Genomic DNA, 16,483 nt, shown 5'->3' on the forward strand with positions numbered 1-16,483 from the left:
AGATTTTTGTGCCTCCGGCAGGCTTACGCCAACGCCCCTACGGCTCCATGGAATTACCCCTGGGCTGTGCAGCGGTTCCCCCCAGTCCGTCGGGGATTGAAATCCCCGCCTCAGAGCGAAAACCCGTTAAAACGGTTCCGGAGTAAGCTCTAGCCCACTTTCGCTATGAGCCAAGAACTTTAGTTCTTGGCGGATCAGGATTCGGCAAACTCATCCCCACTAATCAATCAAAATATCCTCCGCATCATCCTCCGGTTGCCAATCAATATCGGGCATCCGGTCAAAGGCATGGCGGACGGAATCTTCCCAAAGATTGCGAATTTTCGCCAAGTAGGGCGCACCGAGGCGTAATTGCAGACGGTGGCAAACTTGGAAACTATCCCGTTCGTACATGATCAAATTAATCGGCGGCCCCACGGAAAGATTCGACTTCATCGTTGAATCAATGGAGAGGAGCGCACATTTGGCCACCGCATTAAGATCCGTGTTAAACGTAATCGTGCGGTCTAAAATTGGCTTACCATACTTGGTTTCCCCAATTTGTAAAAAGGGCGTTTCCGGCGTGGCTTGAATGCAATTCCCCTGGGCATACACGAGAAACAACTTCGGATCTTCCCCTTGCAGTTGTCCCCCCACCAAAAAGTTACATTGAAAATCAATGCCATCCCGCTCTAGCCAGGGGCGATCGCGCTCCTGCACTTGGCGAATTTTATCCCCCACATAACAGGCGGTATCGTAGAGGGTTTTTTGACTGTGGAGATTTACCTTGGCCTGGTCTTGAATTTCTCGCTCAATCAGCGTCAAAATACTTTGGGTGACAGCGAGATTTCCCGAAGTACAGAGCAATAGAGCACGCTCACCGGGAATCGAAAAATCAAAAAGTTTCCGATAGGCGGAAATATAATCAACACCGGCATTGGTGCGGGAATCCGCCGCAATCACGAGGCCAGCGCGGTTAATTACACCTAAACAGTAGGTCATTGTCGGTTCAAGATAGGGCTGAGTTGATTTTAAAGCCCGTGGGAAGTTAAGGGTTGAGATTGTGGCCGCAGGTGCGACAGAAGCGATCGCTCGGTTGCACGGGGGAACCGCATTGGGGGCAAAAATGGGTGCTACTGGGTTGCGGGGGAGGGGGATTGATGCCCATGGGTTGGAGGGACATATCCCCCATTTTCATCGCCATATTGCCCATGCGCATTTCCATGGGAGGCATCGGCTCCATGGGAGCCATGGGAGCCATCGGGGTCATGGGTTCGAGGGTTTCGGCATCGGGGATACGGTCAAGGCCAATGACTGTGGCATCTCCTAGGGGGGGCAGTTCCCGCAGCAGGGCAACGCTCCCCCCGCTTTGAATTTGTAAAACAATCGAGGATTGGGCTTCAATGCGAAGGATGTGGCCCGCCTCGGTACGCCACAGGGTAGGAGGCGTGTGCCAAGGGCCAGTGGTGTAGCTAGAGCGTTGGGCCTGTTGTTGCCCCCCTTGGGAACTTTGCACCGTGATATGGGTGTGAGTATGGGTGTTCACCAGTTTGATCTGCTGGTGGGGGGAGAGTTGTCCGTGATAAGCCATGGGTTTTGGGGGTAGATGGGTGTTGTTATTGGCCGAACTCCAGGCGGGCTTGCTCAACAATTTCAACGGTGACAATCCCGGATTCAGTCTCCCGCGTCAATTCCTCAATGCGTTGCCGCGCCTGCGATCGCACAAAAAACGGAATATTATTCAACTTGGCCCGCGCCTCCGGAGTCCAGCGGATCGGGCCACCCCAATCACCCTCTGTGATCATTTTGCCTTTTTCCCAATTAAACGCTCTAAATTTTGCCCCAAGACACCGAGGGAAACAATCACCATCCCCACTAACTGCAACGCCATCATATTGCGACCAATCATGATCCAGGCTAACAGAGAGGTCAACGCTGGGCCAGAGGCTCCAAAAATCGAAGCCTTTGCCGCCCCAATGTAGCTAATCCCAATATTGTTGGCCAAGTAGCTCAACAGCGTTAACGCCCCCAACACTAAGCCGGAAACAATTAAGTTGGGCCACATGGCTGGCTCGACCATAATCGTGCTTTGGGCATAGGGGAAGAAGAGGCTGAGGGCAGAGAAAATCAGAATTACGCCGAAATTGACCACACTAAAGGGAACAGGGTGCAGTTTTTTGGTGCAAGCTTGGATCAGCAAAACATGGAAAGCAAAGGTGACACCTGCGCCAATGGCCGCTGCAATCCCCGCCGGAGCAAGGGTGCTGGCATCGGCGGAGAAGGGGTTAGAAATCATCACCACGCCTAAAAAGACGATGGTGGTGGCGGTGGCCCGAATCACGGAAGGCTTTTCCCCAAAGAACAGCCAAGAACAGAGAACGGTGACAATCGGGAAGATAAAAAACAAGGTGATCGCCACCCCAGGGGAAAGGGAGCCTAGGGCCATGTAGATCAGGGCAGAGGAGGCAAACAGGAAGAAGCCACAGCCAATCATATTGGCAAAGGCCACCCAGTCTTGCGATCGCAAAAACCGGCCAATGGCGGGCCAACTATCGGGGTAGAGCATTTGGGCCAACACCGCCATCAACGGCACCACCACCACCATCCGCATGAACAAAATCACCAAGGAATTACCAAAACTGGGGGAAATGTAGCCGCCAATTTCAAAAGTGCCAAACAGAGAGGATTGATTGAGGATGATCGAAATCACCACGTTCTGCAACGACAGCGCCAAAGAAGAGCACATCACGAGGATGAACCCCAGTTGCATTTTAGAAACGTCAACTTTTTGGGGTTTCGGGGGCGCAGCCGGTGGTGGGCTTGGGGGGGTGGGCTGACGATCCAGGGGCTGCTCTTGGCCGATGGTGCGGGGGGGCTGCACCGCCTGAAGCTCGATGGCATCCCGCACCACGGCATTGCTCGACAGTTCTGTCCGCAACCGACTCACCAAAGCATCGAGAATTGCCTCTCCCTGTTGCTCCAGGCTATACATCTGGCCCAACTGTTGGGAGAGGGTGCTTTGATAACTACTGAGATCCTGTTGGAGGGTGCGGAACGTCGTGCGCAGCGTTGTATCCAGGGAACTGATCAACCGGTAGGCATTGGCGTTGTAGTCATTGAGGGAGCCACCCCCATTGACCATGCCATTGTTCCCCAGTTGCGGCGCTTGGTTGCGAATATATTGGAGCAGTTGCTCGGCAATAATCGGCGCAAGCTGTTGGGCCAGTTCCTGTTGTTGTTGGCGTTGGGCTTGATTGTTGCGCTCCAGTTCCACCGTTTCCGCCATTAAGGTGGTTTTACGGTCTTGGAGTTGACTGATTTCCTGCTTGAGTTGAGCCACAAGACTATGCTTGAGGGCTTCAAGCTCTTGCGTCAGGGACGAGAGGCTTTCCTGTGCAGTATCCGGTGTGGCCGAACTAAGATCCGATGGTCTGTCCAGTTGCCCCATTATCTTTTCCTCTGTGTTCACAATCACCTACACCCTCCCCAAGGGCCGAGGAAGGAATTAATCGTTATTCTATGTCTTTAAAGTTACGGGGGATCGGCGGGAGGTGGGATTCTTTGCAGAAAAATTTTACAGTCTGGCCAAAGAAAAATCCGCTGCTGCCGTGAGCCTAGGTTTTCAGCACCGGCTCAATTCCCGGATCAACGGGAGCACCGAGGGGTTTCGTGCCAATGTCTTTTTAACTCAATGTGAGGATGATCATGCACTACTTTTTTCTTTCCGATGGTTGGCAAGTGGGGCGGGTGTGGGAGTTTGGCGGGTTGTGGAATGAAGGGGTGTGGCGGCGTAAACCCTATATTCAGAAGTTAAATGTGGGGTTGGTGGAGCAGGGGGAAACCCTGTGGCTGTACCAAGTGGAGGAAACGGTTTTGATGTTGGAGGTGCGACCTGATCCCAACCAAACCGGGGCGAGCAATATCGGTCAGGTGATGCTGCGGCGGCTGATGGATGCTGAACAGGCCTTGATGCGCCTCACCCAGGGGGAAAATGTGGTGCGATCGCCCTACCCAGGCGATCGCCCCCCTCCCCGCCCCTAAATTTGTTTGCGATTCTTTCTCACAATCGTTTACACTTCTTTAAAATAAGTTTCAGTATAGTGAGGGTTTAGGCTGGATATCCCCCTAAATTTGAGCCGCAGTCAACGGTTCACCCAGGGCAGCCATTGCTTAAATCCCCACTTAAGAACAAAATTCTGATAGACATTTCAATTTAGGAGGAGCGTAGTCGATGGGACTACCTTGGTACAGAGTACATACAGTCGTCTTAAACGATCCGGGCCGGCTGATTTCTGTGCATTTAATGCACACCGCCCTCGTAGCGGGTTGGGCGGGTTCCATGACCCTTTACGAACTCGCTATTTTTGATCCCAGTGATCCCGTGCTGAACCCAATGTGGCGGCAGGGGATGTTTGTGATGCCCTTCTTAGCTCGCTTAGGCGTAACCTCCTCTTGGGGGGGCTGGAACGTCACCGGCGAACCCTATGTAGACCCTGGTTTTTGGTCTGTAGAAGGGGTGGCGATCGCCCACATCCTCCTTTCCGGATTACTCTTCCTCGCTGCCTGCTGGCACTGGGTTTATTGGGATCTGGAACTGTTCGTCGATTCCCGCACTGGGGAACCTGCCCTTGATTTGCCGAAAATGTTCGGCATCCACCTTTTCCTCTCTGGCTTACTCTGCTTCGGGTTTGGAGCCTTCCACCTCACCGGCCTCTTTGGGCCAGGGATGTGGGTCTCTGACCCCTACGGCATTACGGGCCATGTCCAGGCGGTAGCGCCAGAATGGGGCCCCGCCGGATTTAACCCCTTTAACGCTGGGGGTGTGGTGGCCCACCACATCGCCGCTGGGGTAGTGGGGATTATCGCCGGTCTGTTCCATCTGACTGTGCGTCCCCCCGAACGGCTCTACAAAGCCCTGCGGATGGGGAACATTGAAACCGTCCTCTCCAGCAGTATCGCTGCTGTGTTCTTCGCGGCCTTCGTTGTCGCCGGGACGATGTGGTATGGCAGTGCCACCACCCCCATCGAACTGTTTGGCCCCACCCGTTATCAGTGGGATCAAGGCTACTTCCAACAGGAAATCGAGCGTCGCATTGAAACCAGCCTCGCCGCTGGCGCAAGCTACACCGAAGCCTGGGAAACCATCCCCGACAAATTAGCCTTCTATGACTATGTGGGCAACAGCCCCGCCAAAGGCGGTTTATTCCGCGTTGGCCCCATGGTGAATGGCGATGGCATCGCCCAAGAATGGCTCGGTCATCCCGTGTTTAAAGACAAAGAAGGTCGTCAACTGTTTGTCCGCCGTCTGCCTAACTTCTTTGAAACCTTCCCCGTCGTCTTAACCGATGCCGATGGTGTGGTTCGCGCTGATATTCCCTTCCGTCGGGCAGAATCTCAGTACAGCTTCGAGCAAGCTGGCGTACAAGTAAGCTTCTATGGTGGGGCCTTGAGCGGTCAAACCTTCACCGATCCCCAAGAAGTGAAACAGTTTGCCCGGAAAGCCCAATTGGGTCAACCTTTCACCTTTGACCGGGCAACCCTCGGTTCCGATGGTGTGTTCCGTACCTCTACCCGAGGTTGGTTCACCTTCGGTCATGCGGTGTTTGCGCTCTTGTTCTTCTTTGGCCACATTTGGCATGGTTCCCGTACCCTTTACCGCGACGTGTTCGCGGGGGTTGGGGCCGACCTCGAAGAACAAGTGGAATGGGGTTTATTTGCCAAAGTTGGCGATAAAACCACCCGCGTTAAGAAAGAAGCCTAAACTTCTCGCCTTCAGTTTTTAACCCAAACCTTTCCCTCCCCCGATTTGGGGGAGGGAATTTTTTATCGCCAAAACCTTTCCTTTTCCTGTTAAACTAGCAACTAGCTGTATTTTTTAAGAATTTAAAAATGGAAAGTGTCGCTTATATCCTTGTTCTGGCCTGCGGGATTGGTGTATTGTTCTTTGCGATCGCCTTCCGCGAACCCCCCAGAATTGAAAAATAACCGGCTCCTTGCCGATTCGGGACGGGGCAAACCCCCTTAACCTCCCCTTTCACATTCCGTTTTGATAGCCCACGGGGTTATCTAAGTTTCTTGAGATTTGATTGCTTGATTGTGAGCCGCGATCGTGCTTGGGTTCCCAGCCGGGAAACCCAGGCTCGTCGTGGCTATTTCCACGTCAGCCCAGGGACATAACTGCTATGCAATGCCCAGCCTGTCACCAGACCGAAAGCCGCGTCCTCGAATCCCGCTCCACTGAAGGCGATAAAAGCATCCGGCGACGGCGGGAATGTTTGCACTGTAAACACCGCTTCACCACCTACGAGCGCATTGAATTCGTCCCCATTACCGTGATTAAACGGGATGGCCATCGCGAACTTTTTGAACGCTCTAAACTGCTACGGGGCATTATCCGCGCCTGCGAAAAAACCGGCATTGCCCACCAACGCCTAGAACTATTGGTGGGGGAAATTGAAAGTCAACTTCAGCAGCGCAGCCGCCGGGAAACCACCAGCGCCGAAATTGGCGATCTTGTCCTCCAAGCCCTGCGCCAGGAAAATGAGGTGGCCTATGTACGCTTTGCCTCGGTGTATCGGCAATTTACCGGAATTCATGACTTTATAGATACCCTCAATCACCTGCAAATCCAATCGCCCCAACCCCCAGAGGGCGATCGCCCCTGGCCCAGCAACCGCGTCACAAGTCTCTCCGCCCTGCCTCCCTTTTAGGGGCTAGGGAAGCCGGAAAACCTTACCTTACCTAACCTCCCCCTCTCCCATTTTTGGGAGAGGGGGATTGAGGAGGTGAGGGGAACAGACTGAAGTCCGCACGACAAACTTAAGCGACCTCAATAAGCTAAGATATTAATCTTGTGCATTGTTTAAAAATGATACACTCGGAGTATGTGGCCGTCGAGTAGCATTTCTGCCCCTGGCTCAACCTGCTTGATTGCGCCCCCGGAAAACCCAATGGCGGGTCTTTTCAATCCATCCCGGAGAGAACAGCCCCTGTTGAGTTTGTTTATTTGTGTCTGAGAAGTCTCGCTATTACCACAGGAATTTACCCATGATTCCCACACAGTGAAGCGTTACGGAGTTAAAAGCTAGGAATACATTACACACATGGTCAGTCAGAAAAACACCGTTAGTAACAAAGACATTGGTTTTACCCACGAGGATTTTGCTGCGCTCCTGGATCAATACGACTATCACTTTAGTCCGGGGGATATCGTCCCCGGTACGGTGTTTAGCATGGAGCCGAGAGGGGCGTTAATCGACATTGGTGCAAAAACCGCCGCCTACATCCCCATCCAGGAGATGTCGATCAACCGTGTCGATGATCCCAGTGAGGTCTTACAACCAGATGAGACACGGGAGTTTTTCATTCTGACTGACGAAAACGAAGATGGTCAGTTGACCCTCTCCATTCGCCGCATTGAATACCTCCGGGCCTGGGAACGGGTGCGCCAACTGCAAGCGGAAGATGCCACCGTGCGCTCCAACGTTTTCGCCACGAACCGAGGCGGGGCCTTGGTGCGGATCGAAGGGCTACGGGGCTTTATCCCTGGTTCCCACATCAGCACGCGCCAGGCCAAAGAAGATTTGGTGGGTCAAGATCTGCCCCTGAAATTCTTAGAAGTGGATGAAGACCGTAACCGTCTCGTCCTCAGCCATCGTCGCGCCCTCGTGGAGCGGAAGATGAATGGTTTGCAGGTGGGCGAAGTTGTTACCGGCATGGTGCGGGGCATCAAACCCTACGGGGCCTTTATCGATATTGGCGGCGTGAGTGGTCTGCTCCACATTTCGGAAATTTCCCACGACCACATCGATACGCCCCACAGCGTCTTTGCCGTCAATGATGAGTTGAAGGTGATGATCATTGACCTCGATGCCGAGCGCGGTCGGATTTCCCTCTCCACGAAGCAACTGGAGCCGGAAGCCGGGGATATGCTCAAAAACCGTGATCTGGTGTTTGAAAAAGCCGAAGAAATGGCCGAAAAATATCGGCAGAAGCTCCTGCAACAACAGCAGGGCGAACCGGAGGAACTGGTGGAAGTGGATCTCGAAGAGGAAATTTCTGCGGTTGAGGAAGAACTCGAACCCGTTGCGAGCGGCGTAGAAGAGTAACCGTTGAGGTTCAATCCCCTTAGGCCCTTGGGTTTAAGGGGATTTTTGTCGCCATTGGGTCAAGGATGGCAGTGGAGATGGTGAGCGCGGGTCAGGCTTGGGGGTTTGATGGCGATGGGGCGTTACTGCGTTTAGTGGTGGAGGCCCATCGCATCCGCTATGCCTATTTGTTTGATCCCCTCATCGCGGTGCATACGGCCCGGGTGGAGCCGTTGCCCCATCAAATCACCGCTGTTTATCGGGAAATGCTCCCCCGTCAGCCGTTGCGGTTTTTGTTGGCGGATGATCCGGGGGCGGGGAAGACGATTATGGCGGGGTTGTTGATGCGGGAGTTGCTGATCCGGGGGGATTTGCAGCGCTGTTTGATTGTTTGTCCGGGGAGTTTGGCGGCGCAATGGCAGGAGGAGTTGGCGGATAAGTTCGATCTGCCCTTTGCGATCGCCCTCCCTGAGCGCCCCTTGAGGGAAACCCCCCTGGCCATTGCCCGCCTCGATCAATTTAGCCGCAGCGAGGAACTACAAAACCAATTGCAGCAAATGGATTGGGATTTGGTCGTTGTCGATGAGGCCCATAAATTAGCGGCGACGGTGTTCGGGGGGGAACGGCGGGAAACGAAACGCTACAAACTGGGGAAGCTCCTGGCCACCGTGAGCCGCCATTTTCTGCTGATGACCGCCACACCCCACAACGGCAAAGAGGAGGATTTTCAGCTTTTTCTCGCCCTGTTGGATGGCGATCGCTTTGCCGGGGGATATCGCGATCCCTCCTATACCTGCGATCCCGCCGATCTGATGCGGCGTTTGGTCAAAGAAGACCTATTAAAGTTTGACGGTACGCCCCTTTTCCCCGAACGCCGCGCCCATACGGTGCAATACCAGTTATCCCCCCCAGAGGCGGAACTCTATCGCCAGGTGACAAACTATGTGCAGCGGGAATTTGACCGCGCCGAAGCCCTCAACCACAACGGCCGAAAAAGTACCGTCGGCTTTGCCCTGACGATCCTCCAGCGGCGTTTAGCCTCCTCCCCCGAAGCCATTTATCAATCCCTGCGGCGGCGGCGCGATCGCCTCCAAGCTCGCCTCACCGCAGCCCGCCAAGGCCAAAACCTAGCCTGGCAACTCCCCCCCATCGATCTGGAGGATTGGGAGGAGGATGGGGATGAGATGGGGGATGAGGAACGGGAAGCGACGGAGGCGGCGGTGGTGGAGCAGGCGACAGCGGCCCGAACGATCGCCGAACTGCAAAAGGAGATCCAGCAGCTTGAGGCCTTGGAGCGGTTAGCCCTTGGGGTACGGCAGGGGGGGCGCGATCGCAAATGGGATCAACTCTCACAACTGATCCAAACCCTTTGGACGGAAACAATCACGCCCAAACTGGTGATCTTCACGGAACATCGGGACACCCTCGACTACCTCACCGGGCGGATCACGACGCTCCTCGGTCGCCCGGAGGCGGTGGTACTCATTCATGGCGGGATGGGTCGCCCTCAGCGACGAAAAGCAGAGCAAGGTTTTAAGCAGGAGGATCAAGTCCAGGTGTTGATTGCCACCGATGCGGCGGGAGAGGGGATTAATCTCCAACGGGCGCACCTGATGGTTAACTACGATCTGCCCTGGAATCCCAACCGTTTAGAGCAGCGGTTTGGCCGGATTCACCGCATTGGCCAGCGGGAGGTGTGCCATCTGTGGAATTTGGTGGCCCAGGGGACGCGGGAGGGGGATGTGTATGGGCGGTTGTTGGAGAAGTTGGCGGTGGTGCAGGCAGCGTTGGGGGGGAAAGTGTTTGATGTGTTGGGCAAGGCCGTAACGGGTCGGGAATTGCGGGAATTAATGATGGAGGCGATCCGCTATGGAGAGCGCCCCGATGTTAAGGCCCGGCTTAACCAAGTGTTAGGCGATCGCCTCAATCCCCAGTATTTAGAGGATCTCCTCCACCGGGAAGCCCTCGCTCACGATCGCCTCAACCTTGACGCAGTGGCAACAATCCGGGCAGACATGGCCCGGGCCGGCGTTTGCAAAATGCAACCCTATGTGATCAGCCACTTTTTCTTAACTGCCTTTGAATATTTGGGGGGAACGATCCGCCATCGGGAGGCAAAACGCTACGAAATCACCCATATTCCCGCCCTGATCCGGGCGCATCCCCTTGGCCAGCCCTTGCCGCGCCGCTATGAGCGGGTTTGTTTTGAGAAGGATTTAATCACGATCCCGAATCAGCCGACAGCAACGCTGATCTCTCCCGGTCATCCCCTGTTAGAGGCAATCTTGGCGGTAATTTTGGCCCAGGAGGGGGCGGTGTTGCGGCGGGGGGCAGTGTTAATTGATGAGCAGGATCCGGGGGAGGAGGTGCGGGCCGTGGTTTATCTTGCCCATGCGATTCAGGAGAGCGGGGCAGGACGGGTGATTTCCCAACGGTTGCAATTTGTGGAGATCACGGCGGCGGCTTGCCGCGATGCTGGCCCCGCGCCGGATCTGGACTATCGCCCCGCAACGGCGGCGGAATGGGCATTGATAGAGCCGTTGTTACCCACGGTGGCATTTTTAGCAGATTTGGAGCAGCGGGGGCTGGAATTTGCGATCCGCGATAGCGTATCTATCGCCCCTTTAGTCCCCCAACATCTCGCAGCGGTGCAAAGGGAGCGACAGCCCCGCCTGGAGAAAACGATTTTAGCAGTGCGCGATCGCCTCACCAAGGAAATCAACTATTGGGATCGACAGGCTGCAAAATTACGCAGTGACGAGGAAGCGGGAAAAACCAATGCCAAGCTCAATTCTGAGCGGGCGCAACAGCGGGCCGATGAATTAGCCCTACGGCTCAAGGAACGGTTAGCGGAATTAGAGCGGGAGCAGCAGCTTGAAGCGGGGGAGCCGGTGGTGTTGGGGGGGTTTGCGGTGATCCCCTTGGGGTTATTGCAACGGTTAGCGGGGCAACGGCAAGAGGAGCCGGGGTTATTTGCGCGGGAAACGCGGCGGGTGGAGTTGGCGGCGATGGCGGCGGTGATGGCGCGGGAGCGGGAATTAGGCTATCTTCCCCGGGATGTGAGCGCCCAAAAGCGCGGTTATGATATCGAGTCCGAGATGCCCGCAACGGGGGATTTGCGTTTCATTGAGGTGAAGGGGCGGATTATCGGGGCGCAAACGGTGACGGTGACGCGGAATGAAATTGTGACGGCGTTAAATGACCGGGAGCGGTTTCTGTTGGCTTTGGTGGCGGTTCCCCCTGGGCCGGAGTTTGGCGCGGGGGATGTGTTTCGGATGCGGGAAACGGGGGGGCAGTATGGGGTGGGTTGTGAGGTGCGCTATGTGCGCCAACCCTTTAACCGGGAGCCGGATGCGGCGGTGAACAGTGTTAATTATGATTGGCGATCGCTCTGGGAACGGGGGGCGGATCGGTAGGGGCGTGATGGGTTGGGGGTTATGAGGGGCGATCGCCTCTAGTTTGGGGTATGGTGAGAATCAAGGCATGATATGAAGAGGGTTGAATGACACAGGGGCGAGAAAGACTAACCATTGATGGCCATTTAGGCCCGTTGCGGGCTGTTGAGACTCCCCTAACTTTGGATATTTCCCCCCTAACGGTGTTTATTGGCCCCCAGGGAACGGGAAAATCCTTAGCGAGTCAACTCCTTTATTTTTTTCGTGATGCTCAATATTTAATCTCTCGCTACTCTCGCCAAGAAGGGCCGGAGCAAACGGTTAGACGGGTGATTGAAGGTATTCGTTCGGGGGAAGATAGTAAACGATCTTTTTCATCCTTTGTGATGAATAAAAAGGTAGAGGTGGGGTATCAACGGATAGAGGATGATCCAGGTGAAGAGGATTGGGGAATTACTTGTTATGAGTCGAATCGGATCATTCGTCCCAAGAAAATTTTTAAGCAAAGTATTAAGGCTTGGTTAACCCAGATCACCGATAATCCTACATTAAGCGGGGATCTGCATCCCCGTGTTTTATTTGTGCCAGCGGAGCGGTCGTTTTTTTCGCGGTTAATCAATGCAGATCCCGGCGCTTTAGGCAGTTCAGATTTACCCATTTCCATGCGTCAGTTTACCAGCTTTTTAATGGGCGCAGCGGATACCCATCAGCAATGGCAAGGCGCTCCAGGGGAAAGGCCGAGGGAGGTGGCTGAAATTGATCAAATGATCACCCATGAGTTGCGGGGCTATGCGGTTTTTTCGAGGACGGGGCCCTATGCAAGGCGATGGCAATGGATGCCGGAGGGGAGCGATCGCCCCATTGAAATTGAGATGGCCTCTTCTGGGCAGATGGAAACTTGGCCCATGGTCTCCATTGCACAGGCGATGTTTGCTTGGGAGCGGCCGCGACGGCCATTGTTTATTCATATTGAGGAGCCGGAGACCCATTTACATCCATCGGCTCAGGTGGCAATTACGCAGCTTTTAGCCTATTTATGTAACCGGGGTTTTCGGTTGGTCATTACCACTCATTCACTGTTTGTTTTATATGTTTTAAATAATTTAATTTTGGCAAATCAGCATTTACCGAAGCAGAATTTTGAAGGTCTGCCCGATGCTGGTTTACGGCTGACACCGGAGCATCTTTCTGCCTATTTATTTGCGGAGGGAACGGCGGTTTCAATTTGTGATCAATCTGGGGAGTTAGATGAGAGTCGGCTGTCGAGTGTTTTGGGAAATCTGGAGGTACAGTACAACCAGATTCAGGCCTATGATGTGTTGTGGAGTTGATTGTCGATGCCGTTGGATTGTACTGGGGAGATTTTGCCGAGGGGGATTAGCATTATTCAGCCTGGGGATGTGCTGAATGATTTGGATGATTTTTGTTTGGTTTTAAACATAGAGGATCAGGTTTTGTTCTATGAGTGCATATCGGAGGGGCTAAAGTATTGGGTAATTTTGGAGGCGGATGATTATCCGATTTTGGTGTGTGAGTTGGAGCAATATGCTGATTTTTTAGCAAGGCGAGGGCAATGGCAGGGAAGACGGGCTGATTATTTGGTGATCGGGTCTCATGGGGGGGATTGTTTTTTGATTGTTGTGGAGTTACGCCATGTGTTGGTGAAGGCGGATCAGGAGGAGGATAAGTTTCAGCAATTAAGGGAAACGATTGAGCATCTGCTCCGGTTTCATTTGGGGGAGATTCAGGGTTCTGATGGTTTGGCGGGGGTTTATGCCGCTCCGGAATCCTATCGGGTGATTGGGGTGGTGATTGCGCCGGGCAATACGCGGCAGTTTTCCCGTCGGGCCTTGAATCCGATCATGAATATTGCGGATCATCAGGTTGTGATCCGAACGTTGCCGAAGGATGCTTTATCAGATTGCAAAATTACCTGGACGGGTTTGTTGGAATGGTTGGGGGTTCCACGGGGTTATTAGGGGCCAATGGGTAGGGGCGAAAAATTTTTCGCCCTAGGGTTTTGGGGGTGCAGGTTGGGAGCGTAATCGGTTTGGGCCGCAATCCCCACGCCCGATCGCCTCTTGAGCGGTTTGGGGTATGGTGGGGGATGATGCTCGCTTAAGGATGTTGTGGGATGTCGTACCGGAAGAAGTTGATTGAGGTGGCGTTGCCGTTGGAGGCGATCAATATGGAGTCGGCGCGGGAGAAGTCGATTCGCCATGGGCATCCTTCGACGTTACATCTGTGGTGGGCGCGGCGACCGTTGGCGGCTTGTCGGGCGGTGTTGTGGGCTTCGTTGGTGGATGATCCTTCGAGTTGGCCGGAGCGGTTCCCGACGGAGGAGGAGCAGCGGGTGGAGCGGCAACGCCTGTTTGATATTTTGGGGCGGATTGTGGTGGAGCGGGATAAGAAGGGGAATGAGAAGCAGGTGGTGCGGGGGTTGGTGTCTTGGGATGATGTGAATGATCCGAAATCGGGGGTGTTGGTGGCGGCGCAGCGGGAGATTGCGCGGTGTTTGGCTTGGGGGCGGGGGGAGGAGCCGCCGGAGGTTGTGGAGGGGGTGCGGGCTTATATTGGGGCTTATGGGCCGCCGGTTTATGATCCCTTTGCGGGGGGGGGTTCGATTCCGTTGGAGGGGCAGCGGTTGGGTTTGGAGGCTCATGCGAGTGATTTAAATCCGGTGGCGGTGTTGATTAATAAGGCGTTGATTGAGATTCCGCCGAGGTTTAAGGGTTTGGCTCCGATTAATGAGGTGGATCGGGCGAAGAAGAGTATTTCGGATTGGCATGGGGCGCAGGGTTTGGCGGCGGATGTGCGGTTTTATGGGGCTTGGATGCGGGATGTGGCGTTTGAGCGGATTGGGGGTTTATATCCAAGGGTGAGGATCCCCCCTGCCCCCCTTAAAAAGGGGGGTGATGATGATGTTGCCCCCCTTGTTAAGGGGGGTGGCGAAGCCGGGGGGATCGAGGCGACGGTGATTGCTTGGCTTTGGGCGCGGACGGTGCGTTGTTCTAATCCGGGTTGTGGTTGTGCGATGCCGTTGGTGCGGAGTTTTCAGCTTTCGACGAAGAAGGGGCGGGAGGCTTGGGTTGAGCCGGTTGTTGATCATGGCATGACTCCTCCACAAATTCGGTTTGTGGTGAGGTCGGGGGAGGGGGATGTGCCGGGGGGGACGGTGGAGCGGAAGGGTGCTATTTGTGTGGCTTGTGGTACGGCGATTCCGTTGGATTATGTGCGGAAGGAGGGCCGGGCGGGCCGGATGGGGGCGCAGTTGATGGCGATTGTGGCGGAAGGGAAGGGGGGCCGGGTTTATTTGGCTCCGACGGATGAGCAGGAAAGGATTGCTAATTCTGCACAGCCGCACTATCTATTTGATACGTTATTACCCGAAAAAGCTATAGGGATAAGTCCCCAAAATTATGGTATGCAAAAACATACAGATTTGTTTACCAATCGGCAACTCGTTTTACTAGAAACATTTTGCAGTTGCCTCAAAGATTTACACCAAAAAATGGGTGACTGCTCAGACGACTACAAAAATGCAGTAGCAACATACCTTGCAATTTCAATAAGTAAACTTGCAGACTATAACAGTTCACTATCAATTTGGAGTCCAAGCAGGGATCAGGCGAAAGGAACTTTTGCTAGGCAAGTTTTGCCTATGGTTTGGGATTTTTGTGAAGTCAATCCTTTTGCTATGGCAGCAGGTGATTTTTCTGTGACAATTTCAGGAGTTTCAAAATTCTTAGAAGGTAGTATTCCTGTTAATGCGCTCGATGGCGTTGTTTACCAAATGAATGCATCAGACATTGCCGGTTTAAAGAAACGTCATCTGATTTCTACTGATCCTCCATACTATGATAATGTTCCATACGCTAATTTGTCAGACTTCTTTTACGTTTGGTTAAGAGCATCGCTTAAGGAAATTCATGGAGATTTATTCAAAACTGTTTTGGTTCCAAAAAAAGATGAAATAATTGCGGAAATTTATAGACATGGAGGAAAAAAAGAAGCAAAATGCTTCTTTGAGTCTCGACTAGAAAAAACATTTACATCAATAAATAAGTTACAAGATTCTGGGTATCCAATTACAATATTTTATGCATTTAAACAAGAGGAAGAATCTGAACCTGAATCAATATCATCAACAGGTTGGGAAACTATTCTTGAGGCATTAAATAAAGCAAATCTAGCCATTGATGGTACGTGGCCACTACGAACTGAAAGAAGTGCGAGAATGAGAAGTCTTAAGTCTAACGCCCTCGCTACCTCAATCGTCCTCGTCTGCCGCCCCCGCCCCGCCAACGCCCCCAGCATCAGCCGCCGCCAACTCCTCCGCGAAATGCAAACCAAACTCCCCCCCGCCCTCAAAACCCTCCAACAAGGCAACATCGCCCCCGTAGACCTCGCCCAAGCCAGCATCGGCCCCGGCATGGCCATCTTCTCCCAATACAGCGCCGTCCTCGAAACCGACGGAACCCCCCTCAACGTCCGCACCGCCCTCCAAATCATCAACCAACACCTCGACCAATACCTCACCGACCAAGACAACGAATTCGACAACCCCACCCGCTTCGCCCTCACCTGGTTTCAACAATACCCCTTCACCGAAGGCCCCTACGGCGAAGCCGAAACCCTCAGCAAAGCCCGAAACCTCAGCCTCCAAACCCTCGTAGACCAAAACATCCTCCACGCCAAAGCCGGCAAAGTCCGCCTCCTCACCCGCCCAGAAATCATCCAAAAAGAATCCCCCAACCCCTCCCACTGGCACATCGCCCAAACCCTGATCCACACCCTCGACCACCACGGCGAAACCGGCACAGCCGAACGCCTCGCCCAACTCCCCCAACAAACCGACATCCCCCGCGACCTCGCCTATCGCCTCTATAGCCTCTGCGACAAAAAAGGCTGGACTCAAGAGGCGATCGCCTACAACAGCCTCGTCATCTCCTGGCCCGAAATCACCCGCCTCGCCAACACCTACCAACCCGCCCCCCTCCAAACCACCCTCGATCTTTAAAC

The 16,483-nt window shown here is 53.9% G+C and carries 14 protein-coding genes; 10 read left to right on the forward strand and 4 right to left on the reverse strand.

Features of this window, described 5'->3' with window-relative positions; genetic code table 11:
* Positions 1-8 precede the first annotated feature (8 nt).
* Positions 9-146 (forward strand): hypothetical protein, encoded by a 138-nt coding sequence (locus VB712_RS14710; RefSeq protein ID WP_323256001.1) that lies wholly within the window; start codon positions 9-11, stop codon positions 144-146.
* Positions 147-219: 73 nt separating this feature from the next.
* On the opposite strand, the gene VB712_RS14715 is transcribed toward VB712_RS14710, so the two are convergent.
* The 4 genes from VB712_RS14715 to VB712_RS14730 are packed head-to-tail and all read right to left on the reverse strand — an operon-like array spanning position 220 to position 3,427.
* Entirely contained in the window at positions 220-981 is a 762-nt protein-coding gene (locus VB712_RS14715; protein ID WP_323256003.1) for a proteasome-type protease, read from the reverse strand.
* A gap of 46 nt (positions 982-1,027) precedes the next feature.
* Positions 1,028-1,570 carry a zinc ribbon domain-containing protein gene (locus VB712_RS14720; protein ID WP_323256005.1) on the reverse strand — a complete coding sequence of 181 codons (543 nt, stop codon included), beginning with the start codon at positions 1,568-1,570 and terminating at the stop codon, positions 1,028-1,030.
* A gap of 25 nt (positions 1,571-1,595) precedes the next feature.
* Positions 1,596-1,784: a PCP reductase family protein gene (locus tag VB712_RS14725; protein ID WP_323256007.1), complete on the reverse strand. Its 189-nt coding sequence runs from the start codon at positions 1,782-1,784 to the stop codon at positions 1,596-1,598.
* Positions 1,781-3,427 (reverse strand): DMT family transporter, encoded by a 1,647-nt coding sequence (locus VB712_RS14730; RefSeq protein ID WP_323256009.1) that lies wholly within the window; start codon positions 3,425-3,427, stop codon positions 1,781-1,783. Before VB712_RS14730 ends, VB712_RS14725 begins: the two co-directional genes overlap by 4 nt.
* A 257-nt stretch (positions 3,428-3,684) precedes the next feature.
* On the opposite strand from VB712_RS14730, the gene VB712_RS14735 reads away from it, so the two are divergent.
* The 9 genes from VB712_RS14735 (at position 3,685) to VB712_RS14775 (ending at position 16,481) form a co-directional block, all read left to right on the forward strand.
* Positions 3,685-4,020: a hypothetical protein gene (locus VB712_RS14735; RefSeq protein WP_323256011.1), complete on the forward strand. Its 336-nt coding sequence runs from the start codon at positions 3,685-3,687 to the stop codon at positions 4,018-4,020.
* Between the two features lie 190 nt (positions 4,021-4,210).
* Entirely contained in the window at positions 4,211-5,740 is a 1,530-nt protein-coding gene (gene psbB, locus VB712_RS14740) for a photosystem II chlorophyll-binding protein CP47 (protein ID WP_323256013.1), read from the forward strand.
* A 128-nt stretch (positions 5,741-5,868) separates the two neighbouring features.
* Entirely contained in the window at positions 5,869-5,964 is a 96-nt protein-coding gene (locus VB712_RS14745) for a photosystem II reaction center protein T (protein ID WP_323256015.1), read from the forward strand.
* Between the two features lie 197 nt (positions 5,965-6,161).
* Positions 6,162-6,689 (forward strand): transcriptional regulator NrdR, encoded by a 528-nt coding sequence (gene nrdR, locus VB712_RS14750; protein ID WP_323256017.1) that lies wholly within the window; start codon positions 6,162-6,164, stop codon positions 6,687-6,689.
* A 393-nt stretch (positions 6,690-7,082) separates the two neighbouring features.
* A complete protein-coding gene (locus tag VB712_RS14755) occupies positions 7,083-8,087 on the forward strand; it encodes a 30S ribosomal protein S1 (protein ID WP_323256019.1) in 1,005 nt (334 codons plus the stop codon).
* 65 nt (positions 8,088-8,152) lie between these two features.
* The gene (locus VB712_RS14760; protein WP_323256021.1) at positions 8,153-11,482 is read left to right on the forward strand and encodes a helicase-related protein; all 3,330 of its coding nucleotides are present in this window, start codon (positions 8,153-8,155) and stop codon (positions 11,480-11,482) included.
* 86 nt (positions 11,483-11,568) lie between these two features.
* Positions 11,569-12,792: an ATP-binding protein gene (locus VB712_RS14765; protein WP_323256023.1), complete on the forward strand. Its 1,224-nt coding sequence runs from the start codon at positions 11,569-11,571 to the stop codon at positions 12,790-12,792.
* 6 nt (positions 12,793-12,798) lie between these two features.
* Entirely contained in the window at positions 12,799-13,440 is a 642-nt protein-coding gene (locus VB712_RS14770) for a hypothetical protein (protein WP_323256025.1), read from the forward strand.
* 155 nt (positions 13,441-13,595) lie between these two features.
* Complete coding sequence (locus tag VB712_RS14775; RefSeq protein ID WP_323256027.1) at positions 13,596-16,481, forward strand: DUF1156 domain-containing protein; 2,886 nt, start codon at positions 13,596-13,598, stop codon at positions 16,479-16,481.
* Positions 16,482-16,483 lie beyond the last annotated feature (2 nt).

Origin of the sequence: Spirulina sp. CCNP1310 (assembly GCF_034932185.1) — a bacterium.
GTDB lineage: Bacteria > Cyanobacteriota > Cyanobacteriia > Cyanobacteriales > Spirulinaceae > Spirulina.

Bases quoted from the DNA above. Each gene is read 5' to 3' on its own strand.
- VB712_RS14715 (WP_323256003.1), bottom strand. From the start codon at position 981: ATGACCTACTGTTTAGGTGTAATTAACCGCGCTGGCCTCGTGATTGCG.
- VB712_RS14720 (WP_323256005.1), bottom strand. From the start codon at position 1,570: ATGGCTTATCACGGACAACTCTCCCCCCACCAGCAGATCAAACTGGTG.
- VB712_RS14725 (WP_323256007.1), bottom strand. From the start codon at position 1,784: ATGATCACAGAGGGTGATTGGGGTGGCCCGATCCGCTGGACTCCGGAG.
- VB712_RS14730 (WP_323256009.1), bottom strand. From the start codon at position 3,427: ATGGGGCAACTGGACAGACCATCGGATCTTAGTTCGGCCACACCGGAT.
- VB712_RS14735 (WP_323256011.1), top strand. From the start codon at position 3,685: ATGCACTACTTTTTTCTTTCCGATGGTTGGCAAGTGGGGCGGGTGTGG.
- psbB (WP_323256013.1), top strand. From the start codon at position 4,211: ATGGGACTACCTTGGTACAGAGTACATACAGTCGTCTTAAACGATCCG.
- VB712_RS14745 (WP_323256015.1), top strand. From the start codon at position 5,869: ATGGAAAGTGTCGCTTATATCCTTGTTCTGGCCTGCGGGATTGGTGTA.
- nrdR (WP_323256017.1), top strand. From the start codon at position 6,162: ATGCAATGCCCAGCCTGTCACCAGACCGAAAGCCGCGTCCTCGAATCC.
- VB712_RS14755 (WP_323256019.1), top strand. From the start codon at position 7,083: ATGGTCAGTCAGAAAAACACCGTTAGTAACAAAGACATTGGTTTTACC.
- VB712_RS14760 (WP_323256021.1), top strand. From the start codon at position 8,153: ATGGCAGTGGAGATGGTGAGCGCGGGTCAGGCTTGGGGGTTTGATGGC.
- VB712_RS14765 (WP_323256023.1), top strand. From the start codon at position 11,569: ATGACACAGGGGCGAGAAAGACTAACCATTGATGGCCATTTAGGCCCG.
- VB712_RS14770 (WP_323256025.1), top strand. From the start codon at position 12,799: ATGCCGTTGGATTGTACTGGGGAGATTTTGCCGAGGGGGATTAGCATT.
- VB712_RS14775 (WP_323256027.1), top strand. From the start codon at position 13,596: ATGTCGTACCGGAAGAAGTTGATTGAGGTGGCGTTGCCGTTGGAGGCG.